General features: G+C 70.6%; 10 protein-coding genes. 4 read left to right on the top strand and 6 right to left on the bottom strand.

The window, feature by feature from the left end; all coding sequences use genetic code 11:
- The first annotated feature begins 24 nt into the window (after window positions 1-24).
- Window positions 25-1281 (top strand): hypothetical protein, encoded by a 1257-nt coding sequence (locus G3I71_RS12960; RefSeq protein ID WP_164314160.1) that lies wholly within the window; start codon window positions 25-27, stop codon window positions 1279-1281.
- A gap of 457 nt (window positions 1282-1738) precedes the next feature.
- On the opposite strand, the gene G3I71_RS12955 is transcribed toward G3I71_RS12960, so the two are convergent.
- Both G3I71_RS12955 and G3I71_RS12950 read right to left on the bottom strand, forming a co-directional pair.
- Window positions 1739-3862, bottom strand: a complete 2124-nt coding sequence (locus tag G3I71_RS12955; RefSeq protein WP_343242948.1) for an NB-ARC domain-containing protein — start codon at window positions 3860-3862, stop codon at window positions 1739-1741.
- Window positions 3863-4057: 195 nt separating this feature from the next.
- Complete coding sequence (locus G3I71_RS12950; protein WP_239149134.1) at window positions 4058-7000, bottom strand: LuxR family transcriptional regulator; 2943 nt, start codon at window positions 6998-7000, stop codon at window positions 4058-4060.
- A 326-nt stretch (window positions 7001-7326) separates the two neighbouring features.
- Here G3I71_RS12950 and G3I71_RS12945 point away from each other — a divergent pair, with 326 nt between their 5' ends.
- Complete coding sequence (locus G3I71_RS12945) at window positions 7327-7989, top strand: response regulator transcription factor (RefSeq protein ID WP_164314393.1); 663 nt, start codon at window positions 7327-7329, stop codon at window positions 7987-7989.
- Window positions 7990-8084: 95 nt separating this feature from the next.
- Here the strand turns inward: G3I71_RS12945 and G3I71_RS12940 are convergent, their stop codons facing one another.
- Window positions 8085-8411, bottom strand: a complete 327-nt coding sequence (locus G3I71_RS12940; protein WP_164314156.1) for a MazG-like family protein — start codon at window positions 8409-8411, stop codon at window positions 8085-8087.
- Window positions 8412-8517: 106 nt separating this feature from the next.
- Window positions 8518-9078: a DoxX family membrane protein gene (locus G3I71_RS12935; RefSeq protein WP_164314155.1), complete on the bottom strand. Its 561-nt coding sequence runs from the start codon at window positions 9076-9078 to the stop codon at window positions 8518-8520.
- Between the two features lie 101 nt (window positions 9079-9179).
- Here G3I71_RS12935 and G3I71_RS12930 point away from each other — a divergent pair, with 101 nt between their 5' ends.
- Both G3I71_RS12930 and G3I71_RS12925 read left to right on the top strand, forming a co-directional pair.
- A complete protein-coding gene (locus G3I71_RS12930; protein ID WP_164314154.1) occupies window positions 9180-9503 on the top strand; it encodes a nuclear transport factor 2 family protein in 324 nt (107 codons plus the stop codon).
- Between the two features lie 67 nt (window positions 9504-9570).
- On the top strand, window positions 9571-10608 hold the full coding sequence (locus G3I71_RS12925) for an aldo/keto reductase (protein WP_164314153.1): 1038 nt from the start codon (window positions 9571-9573) through the stop codon (window positions 10606-10608).
- A gap of 54 nt (window positions 10609-10662) precedes the next feature.
- Here the strand turns inward: G3I71_RS12925 and G3I71_RS12920 are convergent, their stop codons facing one another.
- Both G3I71_RS12920 and G3I71_RS12915 read right to left on the bottom strand, forming a co-directional pair.
- Window positions 10663-11352, bottom strand: coding sequence for an ABC transporter ATP-binding protein (locus G3I71_RS12920; protein WP_164314152.1), 690 nt, complete (start codon window positions 11350-11352; stop codon window positions 10663-10665).
- A gap of 68 nt (window positions 11353-11420) precedes the next feature.
- Window positions 11421-12911 carry an ABC transporter permease gene (locus G3I71_RS12915; RefSeq protein WP_164314151.1) on the bottom strand — a complete coding sequence of 497 codons (1491 nt, stop codon included), beginning with the start codon at window positions 12909-12911 and terminating at the stop codon, window positions 11421-11423.
- Window positions 12912-13144: the final 233 nt, after the last annotated feature.

Raw genomic sequence — 13144 nt, 5'->3', positions numbered from 1 at the left:
AGGAAGAACCGGGGGATTTCAACGATGAGCGTGACTGTTCCGGAACCGCACTGGCGGCATGTGCCGGTGCGGCTGGATGTCGAGCGCTGGGCAACTCGCCGGACCCGCAGGAGAGTTCTGGTCGTGGTGCACACCGTGATCGCGGGCCAGCGATTACTCGACGTGATTCGCCTGCTCGAAGGCGACCTCAGGGTGCAGACATTCTTCACCCAGGCACCGGACGTGTTCAGCAACGGGGTGAGCGAGTTCCTCGAACGGCTGGGCGGCCTCGTGCTGCCCTGGAGTCAGGCGGTACAGACGAATTTCGACCTTGCTCTGGCCGCCAGCCATGGCAGCCTGTACGACCTGCAGGCGCCCGTCGTCGTACTACCGCACGGGGCCGGACACAACAAGATCACCTCGATGGGGCAGCGTGGCCGCCCAGCGGCCCAGCGGGGTGTGTACGGGCTCAGCAGGCAGCGGTTGGTGCGGGACGGTGCGGTGGTGCCCGAGGCGATCGTTCTGGCCCACAGCGAGGAGCTGACCAGGCTCGGCCGCGAATGCCCCGAGGCGCTGCCGGTGGCGGAAGTGGTGGGCGACCCGTGCTTCGACCGCATCGTCGCGAGCCTTCCCTCCCGAGCGTTGTACCGGGAGGCACTGGCGGTCGGGGCCCGGCAACGACTGGTCCTCGTCTGTTCCACCTGGGGGCCCGACTCGCTGCTGGGACAAGGGTGGGGCACGCTGGAACGGCTGGTCACCGAATTACCCGGAGACGAGTACCAGATCGCCGTGCTGCTCCATCCCCATGTCTGGAACGCGCACGGCGACTGGCAGGTCCGCACCTGGCTCGCCGGGCTGGTGCGCTCGGGCCTGATCCTGCTCAGCCCGCGCGGAGACTGGACCGGCGCGGTCGTCGCCGCCGATCACATAGTGGGCGATCACGGCTCGGTTTCGCTCTACGCCGCGATGACCGGTGTGCCTGTGCTGATGGCGGGCCGCTCCGACGCCGACATCGACCCGGGTTCGCCGATGGCCGAACTCATGTCCTTCGCACCGCGACTGCACGGAGACCGTCCGATGCGTCCCCAGCTCAGGCGGAGTTCCGTGATCCGTCGTTCGCAGCGATACGAGCGGGTCGCAGCCCGGATCACTTCGGAACCCGGCCGGTTCGCGCGCCGGATGCGTGCCCTGCTCTACCGGAAGCTCCATCTGCGAGCACCTGTCGCACAGACGACCACGGAGCCCGCACGACTCCCGCTGGCGGTGCGTTACGAGGAACCCGGCAGCGTGATGCCACGATGATTCTCCTCGCCGTGGTGTCCCAGACGTCGGTGCGCACAGCCACAGCCACGGGCACGGGCAGGGGCAGGGACGTCGGCAGTCCGGTACGCCGGATCCGGACCGTGCTCCTGCACTCGGCTTCCGGAACCCTGTCCGTGGACGAGCACGTCAGAGTCCGACTCTCCGCACGGGAACAGTGGTCCGCGTTCGCCGACGTGCTGATCGGGCCCGGCGTGGGAGCGTGGCAGGCCGCTCGGCTGGCCGCTTCCTGTCCAGGTGCTCTGGTCGTGGCGGTGCATCACGGTCCTCACTGCTGGCTACGGCTCGGCTTGGGCGGCCACGCACTCGAGGTCGAGGCCGGAGGACCGGGCCGGCCGGAGAGTGTCTGGGAAACTCTCGCTTCGCTGGCTCATTCCTGTCTGGTGGCCGGACTGCCCGCAGCGGCTCTGGTGCCCGTGGCCGCAGGCATCCTGCGGACTCAGGCCCCGGACTCGTCGTCCGCCAGCCGGCGGAGCCCGCTGTGGGTCGCCGCCGCTTCGTCCGACTGCGACCGGCCCACGGAGGAGTAGAGGTCAAGCGCCTCCTGGTAGTGGTCCCGGGCCAGGCGCGTCCGCCCGCGCCGCTCGGCGACCTCGGCCAGGCTCCTGAGGGCGCGGGCAGACTCGTAGTTCGCTGTCATGCCACGCAGGACCGACAGCGCTGAGGACAGCGACTCCTCCGCCTGGTCGAGTCGGTTCAGAACGAGATGCGCGCGGCCCAGGAGTGTGGCCGCGCGCGCGGCGTTGTACGTGTCGCCCGCTGCTCGAAGGGTGCCGTGGGCGGCATCGGCCTCGCGGATCGCCTGCTCGGCCTGCCCCGTGGCGAGTTGGACATCGGCGAGGTTGAGCCTGGCCAACCCCCCGGCCCGTTGGTCCCCGTTCGCCGGAAGCTCCGTGGTGGCGCGCAGGAAGAGTTCCGCTGCCTCGTTCGGACGGCTGAGGCGTTGAAGGGCGAGCCCACGGTAGTTGAGCGTGCGGGCATGACCGAGTCGGTCGCCGCTGTCCAGGAGCAGTCGGGCCGCTCGCTCGAACATCTCCAGAGCGCGGTCAGGGTTCCCGGCACCGAGTTCGCCGACCCCGCCGGAGGTGAGCATCCGGCATTCGGCCGCCGTGTCCCCCAGGTCCCGTGCCGCTGCCAGCCCCTCCTCATGCGCGGCGCACCAGTCGTCGTAGAACTTCCGTCGCAGGAAGAGCGGCCACAGGGCGTCCGTGAGCTGCCAGCAGACGGTCGGGAATCCGGCGGAACGAGCCTGGTGGATCACGGCCATCAGATTGGGCAACTCACGCTCCAGCCAGTCCAGAGCGGCTTCGGAGCCGGGGCCCACATCCGCGACCGCCACTGGCTCGGGCCCGTAGTCCCGGGCCGTGGTCCGGTGCTGAGGGTCGATGATCTCCTCGGCGCGAGTGGCGCTCGCGAGGTAGTGATCGGCGATACGGCGCATCGACTCCGCACGCTCCTGCGGTGATTCGTCCTCCCTCGCCTTCGCGATGGCGTGCAGTCGGACGAGATCGTGAAAGCGATGCCGTTCTCCTGCGGCCTCGACGAGCAGACTCGCGTCATGGAGCACTTCCAGTGAGTCCGCCGCGTCCCTCGCAACCCCGTCCCTCTCCGCCTCGTCCCCCGAACTGAACAACGCCGAGGCCACCGAGCCGTCGAACTCCCGACCGGGGTGCAGACCCAACAGCCGGTAGAGCCGGGCGGCAGCCGGAGGCAACGCCTGATACGACAGGTCCAGCGCGGCTCGGACATTGTGGTCGCCGTCGATGGCCAGTGCCTCCAGTCGTTGGTGCTCCTTGGTGAGCGCGCGGACCATCGTGGTGATACTCCGTTCGGGGCGTGCCGCGAGCCGAGCACCGGCGACACGAACGGCCAACGGCAGGCCGGCACACAACTCGACCAGGGCGCGGGCGTCGTCAGGCTGTTCGGCCACCCGCCCGTCCGAAAGGGTGTCCGCGAGCAGTTCGACCGCCGCTTCGGGGCCGAGCGGTTCCAGGTGGACCGCGAAGCAGCCGTCGACCGTCAGCCCCGGCAGCCGTCTTCGGCTGGTGACCGCGGTGACGCTTCCGCCCGCGGGCAGCAATGGCCGTACCTGGGCCGCGGTCGCGGCGTCATCGAGGAGCACCACCAGGCGTTGGTCTGCGGTCAATGACCGGTACAGCGCTGTCCGTTCCGCGAGCAACGCGGGGACCTGCTGCGCCGGGACGCCCAGGGCCCGTAGGAAGCGGGCGAGTATCTCTCCGGGGTGCTCAGGTCCGTCGGGTGACTGGGCCCCGAGGTCGGCGTGGAGTTGTCCGCCCGGAAACTGGGGGCGCAGCGTGTGCAGCCATCTCAGCGCGACGGTGGTCTTCCCGACTCCGCCCAGACCGCTCACCGCGGCTAGCGCCGACCGGCCGTCCCTCGCGGCACGGGCACGATGGCGTTCCAGCGCCGTCAGCTCCGGCGACCGGTCGATCACCCGCACGAGCGGCGGAAGTTGCAGAGGCGTCGGCCTGGCGGAGTTCCACTCCGACCCGATGTGAATACCGCCGTAGACGGCACCTGCCTGGACGGCGGGGCCGTGCACGGTGCCACTCAACTCATTGTGGGACTCGCGCCCGTCCCTCCGCACTCGCGCCCCCGACCCTGCGTATGTAAGCACCGATTCCCTAGATGAATCCTTTCCGCACAGGCGACCGATATCCGCGGGTCGGTGAAAGGATTCAGCCGAAGATCGCTGGATCGCTTCTTGCTGCGGTCCGGGCCAGGGGGCGAGAAGTCCTTACGTCGGGTCGGTCCGATGGCCGGCTCCGGGAACGCGGCCCAGCGCCGCCGTCAGCTCGCCCCTCCTCCGGATGCCCAACTTCCGGTAGGCGCTGGTCAGATGGGTTTCCACCGTGCGGCGGGCCACGTGCAGCAGTTCCGCGATCTCGGTGTTCGTGCGGCCCTTCACCGCGAGTTCCGCGATCCGGCGTTCGCTCGCCGTCAGTGTCGTCGTCGTGCTGCGGGCGCCGCCCTCGCGGAGGGACTCGTCGGCTGCGGAACGCAGGCGTACGGCACCCAGGAGTTCGGCGCGTTCGGCTGCTTCGCGCAGCGACTTGCGGGCTCGGGCGCGTTCGCCGGCGGCGGTCAGCTGACGGCCCCGGGCGATCAGGGCCGGGATCAGTTCCGTTTCGATGGCGGCTTCACGCAGGATTCGTACCGCCTCGCCGGTCAGGTCGAGGCCGTGACGCCCGCCCGTCGCCGTGCCGAGTATCCGCAGTGAACGGCCCACCAGGCGTGGCGTGTTCCACACCCGGGCCAGCCGCAGTTCCTCCTCCGCCAGCGCGAGTGCCTCCTGGTGGTGGCCGAGGGCCAGTTGGCACTGTGCGGCGGCGGCCCGCCAAGGGGTGACCACCGGGCTCAGTACGTCGCGTGCGGACTGGCGGCGTCCGCACTCCAGGAAGTCCCCGAGGGCGCCGGCCGGATCACCGGAGGCGGCGCGCACCACTCCCCGCGCGTAGAGGAAACGGTTCAACTCCCAGGAGTCGTGCGCCTCCCGCAGGTCGAAGGCGTCGGCGAGCTGCCACGCCTCGTCGACACGGCCGGTCTCGACGAGCGCGAGCAGTACGTGCGCCTCCACGTTCGTCGGTCCGTTCCCGGTACCGGGAACGGTGCCGGTTCCTGTCCCGGACTCAGCCACAGCCACAACCTTGGCTTCACCGGTCCCGGTCCCGGTCCCGGACCCGGCCGCGCACTCCAGCCCGAACTTGAACCCGAGTCCACCGAATCCAGACCCCTCACCGGTCCCCGCTCCCGGCCCCGCCCCATCCCTCCGCCACGACTCATGCTCGCTCAGCAGCTGCCCGTAGTCACCGCGGGCGGCGGCTATGTCGGCGCGTACGTTCAGCAAGGCCTCGTGCATCGGGTGGAGCAGGGTCGGGCGTTGGCCGGTCAGGCCTCGGTCCGTCAGGCGTTCGGCCTCGTCCAGTTCGTCGGCCCACTGGGCCACCGCCGCCGCCGTACCCAGGAGGAAGGGTTCCGCCAGTGGGCCGGCCGGCTCCGACAGCAGGGTTCGTACGCGCTTCATGGCGGCGTCCGCCGAGATCAGGCCCGCTGTCGCCTCGTACCGTACGAGGAGGGCGTGGCCGGCGGGGCCGAGTGCCTGTGGGGAGTGTTGGGCGGTCTCGTGCAGTCGGCGGTACATCTCCTCGCGGATCATCTGGTCGTGGTCGGAGAGGAGCGCCGAGGCCGTCTGGACCGTGCGGAGCAGATCGGGGTGGTCCGTCAACTGGCCGTCCAGGTCGCGGAGCAGGGTCACCGCCGCGCGGGCCTCGCCGCGTCTGGCCAGCGCCGTGCCCAGGGCCACCGCCGCCTGTACGCGGTACTGCGGCAGGCCCGGCAGCCGCATCGCCTCGGTCAGGCGGGGGATGCCCGTCGAGGAACGTACTGCCGTGAACTCCAGCGAGCCCAGTTCGGTCAGCACCTCGGCCCGGCGGCCGTCCGACATCGGCTCGTCCAGCGCCTGGCGCAACAGGACCACCGCGTCGTCGGTACGGTCGTCGCTGACGGCGCCGCCCGCCGCGTCCAGCAGGACCTCCGTTGCCCACACCTCGCCCATCGTGCCCGAGCGCAGCAGGAGTTGGGCCACCGTCGCCGTCGGGACGCCGCGCCGCAGCATCGCCTCGGCCGCCGCCCCGTGCGCCGCCTGCCGGTCGGCGGCGCACCAGCCGGTGAGCACCGCGTCCCGAAGCAGCGGGTGGGCATAGCGGGGCAGCCCGTCGTCGCCGAAGCGCAGCATGCCGAGCCGGGGCATGGCGGTCAGCCAGCCCCGTACCCGGGCCGGGTCGGCACCGAGGGCGTCCGCGGTCTCGGCGAACACGTCGACGTCGGCGCCCCCCGGAAGCTCGTCCAGCGCGGCGAGCACACGCGCCGCCTCGGCCGTCGCCGCCCCGGCACAGTCCAGCCACCAAGACACCGCCGCCGGATACGCCCCCGGATACAGCGCCGCGCACGTCTCCGGCAGCGCGGCCGGTGCGGCGGTGGTGGCGTTCAGGTCCTCCAGCAGCGCGCGCAGGAGCAGCGGGTTGCCGGCGCCCGCCCGAACGTAGTCCGTCACCCACTTCTCCGGTACGTCGTCGCCGACGGCCGAACGCACCAGCTCCGCCGCCGCGTCGCGGCTCAGCGGGGCGAGGGTGTGGGTGCGTACGAGGGAGGGGGAGAGGGTGTGGACCAGACCGGCGGACGGCGGGTCCACGTCGTACTGGCTGCGCTCGGTCACCAGCAGCAGCAGCGGTAATCGGTCCACCCTGCGAGCCGCCTCGATCAGCCAGCACCGCGAGTCCTCGTCCGCGAGGTGTACGTCGTCCACGGCGACCAGCACCGGACCCTCGGCCGCGTACGCGCGCAGCAACCGCCAGAGCCGGGCGGCGGGCGGCAGCGACCCGTCCGGAGCGCCGGTGGCTTCGGCTGGGGAGCCGGGCAGGGGTGAGGTGGTCAACTCCTGTAGCGGAGACAGCAGTTGCTCTATGACGGCCAGGCGGACGTCAGGCGCGCTGCCCCCGGTGGAGCAACGGACGCGCAGGACGCGCATGCCGTGTGCCTCCGCGTGCTCGGTGGCGGCCTCCAGGAGTGCGGTGCGGCCGGTGCCGGTGGCGCCGCGCAGCAGGACCAGACGGCCCGTCCCCTCACGGGCGCGGGCTGCCTCGTCGGCCACCAGAGCCAGTGCCTCCCGGCGCTCGTACAGCGATGAGGACGCAGATGAGGACGCAGATGGGGACACAGATGACGATGACGATGATGGTGACGGTGAGGACGCGGATGACGATGGGGATCCGGATGGGGGTGGCATGCCTGCCTCCTGTCTTGGGTAGCTACTGGCCGGTTTCGTGGTCGAACTGGTGGCCGATCTCGTGGTGTGTCTCGTGGTGGTCCACGATTGTGCGCGCCCCATGTGTCACAGAAGTCTGGGCTGTGTACGTCGGCCACCGACCCCTCGAAGGTGGCGGCACCTGACCCTGGGGGCAGTTCTTGCGCACCACACTCTGCACCACAGGCCCCGGCACGGGGGCCGTGGCCGGCACGAGGGCCAGTACCGGGCCGCCCGAAGCCGGCCGCCGTGTACCCGTGGCCGTGCACGCGGCCGACCCGATCTCCCGTGCGGGCGCGGTCAGCCAGCTGCGGCAGCACCCGGTGGTCGAACTCCGGGAGGAATCCGACAGCGGGCCCGGCGTCGTTGCCCTGCTGGTCAGTGAGATCCTCGACGAGACAACGCTGTCCAGACTGCGCCGACTCGTCCGGAGCGAGGGCGCCAAGGCCGTTCTCGTGGTGGGCGTGCTGCGGGAGAACGAACTCCTGGACGTCATCGAGTGCGGCGTCGGAGCCATCGTCTGGCGCCACGAGGCCACCGGACACCGGCTTGCGCAGGCCGTACTCGCGGCCGCCCGGGGCGACGGCGACCTGCCCTCCGACCTGCTCGGCCGGCTCATCAGCCAGGTGGGCACACTGCACCGCACGGCGGCCGGCCAGCCCGGTGCCCCCACCTCGGGCCTCGCGCCGCGCGAGGTCGATGTCCTGCGCCTCGTCGCCGAGGGGCTCGACACGGGGGAGATCGCCGGCAAGCTGTCCTACTCCGAGCGCACGGTCAAGAACGTGATGCATGGACTCACCACCCGACTGCATCTGCGCAACCGGGCGCATGCCGTGGCCTATGCCTTGCGCGAAGGCTACATCTGACCGAACGGGTAATCGAACAAGGCGCGCGGACATCAACTCGTGCCCGTTCGCCTGTCCTTTGGGTGCCGCAAGGCATCGTGCCGGTCATGAGCCGGTCATGACGCGGGGCCCAGCGAGCGTTCCCTGACTCCTTCCAGGTGGGTCGTGAAGACCTCCCGGGCGTCCGGGGTCAGGGTGCGCAGGGCCACCATCGCCGTGATGACGACGTCGCACAGCTCCGACCGGACGTCGTCCCACGTGTGGCTGGTGCCCTTGCGCGGGTTCTGGCCGGTCGCGCCGATGACCGCCTGGGCGACCTCGCCGACCTCCTCGGTCAGCTTCAGCATGCGCAGGAGCAGGGACTCGCGGTCGGGATGAGTCTGGTTGGCGTCGAGCCAGGTCCAGAGGTCGTCGATCACTGCCCAGACGTCGTCATCGGCCATGGGAGAAGCCTCCCACGCGACCCCGACACCCCCCGAATCCGCCTGGTCCTCTACTCCCTACGCCCCACGCCCTGCGCCCTGCGCCTCTGCGCCCCCTACTCCTCTACTACTCGAACAGCGCGTCCTGCGTGCCCTGTTGACGCTCCCGCACCCGCCGGTTCCGCGCCCCCACGACCACCGCCGTGACCGCGGCCGTTCCGGCGAGGGCGGCCGGGACCATCCAGCCTCGGTCGAGTACGTGGCCCAGCGCGTGGTCCAGGGAGAGCCGGCCCGGGCCCGTCACCGCGAGGCCCGCCGCGGCCAGGCCGAGGGTGGCGGCGTACTCGTAGCCGCCGCCCGTGTTGAAGAATCCGTTGGGCGCGTGCACGGCGGTGGCGCCCGCCATCGCGCCCGCTGCCGCGGCGCCGGCCGCCGGAGTCGCCAGGCCCAGTACGAGCAGCGCACCGCCGCCCGTCTCCGCGAGGCCCGACGCCGCGGCGCTGGCCTTCCCGGGAGCGAAGCCGACGGACTCCATGAAGGCGCCGGTGCCTTCGAGGCCGTGCCCGCCGAACCACCCGAAAAGCTTCTGCGCGCCGTGCGCCGCCAGCACCCCGCCCGTCCCCAGCCGGAGCAACAGGAGACCCAGATCACGCCGGTCGTAACGGTTGCATCGGTCGTCACAGGTCATGCCTCCACCGTCGCACCGATCGCGTCCACCGCACCTGCGGGGGCCGTCCATGCCTGCCGTTCGGGTGGCGGGTGCCCGGGCGCGGTGCCAGTGTGACCGGCATGACGATTCAGACCGCCAAGCTCAGCGACCCGGCCGTCCGGGCCTTCGTCAACGCCGTGAACGCGCACGACCGCGAGGCCTTCCAGGCCGTCCTGGCGCCCGACGCGACCATGTCCGACGACGGCTCGGACCGTGACGTCGCCGACTGGACCGAGCGCGAGATCTTCTCCTCCCACGGGCACATGGAGGTCGACAACGAGTCACGGGGAGGCCACGTCCTCGTCGCCAACTACAGCAACGACACCTGGGGCGAGATGCGCACCAAGTGGAGCTTCACCGTCGACGACGGCCGCATCCTCCGCTTCGAGACGGGCCAGGCCTGACACTCGCAGGAGTCGCAGGTACGTCCCCTTGTGCTGAAGTGGGCTCCAACTCCTAGTGTCCTTATCCATGGAGACCACGGACAGCACGGACAGCACGAACGGCACAGGCACCACCCAGGCCTTCGCGAACCGGACCCTGGGCCGCAGCGGCATCGAGGTCAGCCCCCTCGGCTTCGGCTGCTGGGCCATCGGCGGAGAGTGGGGCGCCCCGGACGGGCAGCCCCTGGGCTGGGGCAAGGTCGACGACGACGAGTCGGTACGGGCGGTCCGGCGCGCCCTCGACCTGGGCGTCACCTTCTTCGACACGGCCGACGTGTACGGCACCGGACACAGCGAGCGCGTCCTCGGCAGGGCCCTCGGCAAGCACCGTACGGATGTCGTGGTCGCCACCAAGTGGGGCAACCTCTTCGACGAGCGGACGCGGATCGCGGACGGCCAGGACGACAGCCCCGCGTACATCCGCCGCGCCCTCACCGCCTCCCTCGCCCGCCTCGGCACCGACTACGTCGACCTGTACCAACTGCACCTGTCCGAGGGCGACTTGGACGCGGCTGCTCAACTCCGGGAGGTGTGCGAGGAGTTGGTCGCCGAAGGGCTCATCCGTACCTACGCCTGGAGCACCGACGACCCGGCCCGCGCAGCCCTCTTCGCCCAGGGGCCGCACTGCGCCGCCGTACAGCACCGTCTCAACATCATCCAGGACGCGCCCGAAATGCTCGCCCTCTGTGAGGAGTTGGAGCTCGCCAGCATCAACCGGAGTCCGCTCGCCATGGGGCTGCTCACGGGGAAGCGGACCGCCGGGCAGGCGCTCGAAGCGGGGGACATCCGTAACGCGCCGCCCACCTGGCTGCCGGGCTTCACGGCCGGTGCGGGCGCCGACCCGGACTGGCTGACGCACGTGGACGCGCTCCGCTCCGTCCTCACCAGCGGCGGCCGTACGCTCGCGCAGGGCGCCCTCGGCTGGCTGTGGGCGCGCAGCCCCCGTACCGTCCCCATCCCCGGTTTCCGGTCTGTCGCGCAGGCCGAGGAGAACGCCGGCGCGATCGCGAAAGGGCCGCTCACCGCAGGGCAGTTGGCCGAGATCGACCAACTGCTCGGGCGGTGAACGGCCCACGGGCCGTCATGTGTCAGACGACCGGGTGATCAGGTGAGCAGGCGATCAACTGACGTACTGGTCCTGGTCCGTGACCGTCAGCTGGCCCGCCTTGATGGTCGCCACGCGGGTTGCGCGCCGGGCGATCGACGAGTCATGGGTGACCAGGATGAAGGTCAGCCCGTACTCGTGCCACAGCCCTTCGAGCAGCGCCATGATGTCGTCGCGCGTGCCCTCGTCGAGGTTGCCGGTGGGCTCGTCCGCGAGGAGTACCTTCGGCTTCTTCACCAGGGCGCGGGCGATGGCGACCCGCTGCTGCTGACCGCCGGACAACTCGGCCGGCGCGTGGCTCAGGCGGTCGCCGAGACCGACCGAGCGCAGTGCCTCGGCCGCCCGCTCGCGCCGCTCGGCGGCCTTCACACCGAGCGGTACGAGGGCCGTCTCGACGTTCTCCTGCGCGGTCAGCGTCGGGATGAGGTTGAACGACTGGAAGATGATGCCGATCTTCTCGGCGCGCAGCCGGGTCAGCTTGGCCTCGCTGATGGCGCCGAGGTCGACACCGTCCAGCTCGACGCTGCCCTCGGTCGGCCGGTCCAGGCCGCCGATCATCTGCAGGAGGGTGGACTTGCCGCCGCCGGTGGGGCCCTGGATGACGAGCTGGTCGCCGTCCTCGATGACGAGGTCGATGCCGCGCAGCGCCTCCACCGTCTCCTTGCCCCGCGAGTATCTCTTGGTGACACCGGTGAGTTTGTACATGAACGACTCCGTGACGTACGGGAATTGGGGCAGGGGGACGGTGGAGCTGGAAGGGGAACCAGGGGGGTCTACGCCACGCTGCGCAGCGCGTCCGCGGGCCGCATCCGGGAGGCCCGCCAGCCGCCCATCGCCCCGGCGATCAGACCGCCGGTGATGGCGAGGCCCGCCGCGAGCGCGATGGTGGTGAGGGAGACGGGCGCCGACAGCGCGATCTCCATCGTGTTGGCCGCCGACTGCTGACCCGGGCCGCCGCCACCGCCGGGGCCGCCACCCATGCCGCCGCCGCCGCCGGTGTTGCCGAGCTGTGCGGTCAGTTTGGGGCTGTACGTGGTCACCGCGTACGCCGCCGCCAGGCCGATGCCGATGCCGAGCGCGCCGCCGAGCAGACCGTTCACGATGGACTCGCCGACGACCTGCCGGGTCACCCTGCGGGAGGGCCAGCCCAGCGCCTTCAGCGTGCCGAACTCCCGCACCCGGCGGGACACGGACGAGGACGTGAGCAGCGCGGCCACCAGGAACGCCGCCGCGAGCACCGCGATGGACAGCCACTTGCCGACGCTGGTCGCGAGGTTCGAGGCAGTGGAGAGGGAACCGGAGACGGTCTCCGCGAGGTCGGCGGAGGTCGTGACGGTCGTACCCGAGATGTTCTTCTGGATCGTCGACTTGACGGTGTCGATCTGCTTAGAGTCGGTCGCCTGGACGTAGATCGTGGAGACCAGGTTCGCGGAGTCGCCGAGCGTCTGCGCCTGCTTGAGCGGCAGGTAGACGTCGGTAGTGGCCTCGCTGCTCTCGGGCGTCGCGATGCCGATGACCGTGTACTTCGTACCGGAGATCGTGACGGTCTTGCCGACCGTGTACTTGTTCTCCTTGGCGTACGACTTGCTGAGCACCGCGACCTTCGCGTTGGCCTGCGCCGTCGTGAACGTCTTGCCGCTGGTGATCGTCGTGGTGGCGAGCGGGCCGAGCGCCTGGTTCGTCACGTCGACGCCTGTGACGGAGTACGAGTTGACGTCGAACGAGGCGCCGCCGCCCTGGATCTCGGGCGGGGCGGTGCTGCCGGAGTTGTTGCCCTGGCCGCCGCCGGGACCACCCTGGCCGGAGGACGACGACGAAGACGACGACGAGGTGTCGGTCTTCGCCTTGCCCTGGGTGAAGGAGCCGTCGACCTTGGTGACGTTGAGGCTCAGCGCGCCGACCGCGGTCGCCACGCCCTTCTGGGCGGCGACCTTGGTGACCAGCGCCGACTTCAGGGTCTGTCCGCCCTGGGTCGTCACGCGGTCGCTGCTCTGCGTCTCGGTCGAGTCGTTCGAGCTGGCGTCGAAGTCGAAACTCGGCCGGCCCGACTGGGTGCCGGTCGGGGCCGATCTGGCCTTGGTGACGGTCATGTCGGTGCCGAGGCCGTACAGCGACTGGAGGACCTTCTCCTGTGCCTGCTGCATGCCGGCCGACACCGAGTTGACGGTGATGACCAGCGCGATACCGAGCGCCAGACCCATGGCGATGACCAGAGCGGCCTTCTTGCGCCGGCTCAGCTCACGCTTGAGATAGATGCCAAACATCCCGTTCCTCAAAGGTTCATGGGCGCCCAGCTGCGGACGGCGCCCACTGTGGGCGCTGTCACAAGCTAAGGAGGAACCTTTGTGGAGAACTGGGTAAACGATGTGTGCGGGCTGAGAAAGCGGGACCGAAACAATCACGAACAATTAAGGCGCGTCGCGTGGCTGTTGGCGCTGCCCGTGGTGCGGCCTGTGATGTTCGTGTGCCGGAGCACGCGACAGCCGCTCCATGACCC

Origin of the sequence: Streptomyces sp. SID12501 (assembly GCF_010550245.1) — a bacterium.
In the GTDB taxonomy this organism is placed as follows: domain Bacteria; phylum Actinomycetota; class Actinomycetes; order Streptomycetales; family Streptomycetaceae; genus Streptomyces.
This window is presented reverse-complemented; position numbering and strand designations above follow the sequence as displayed.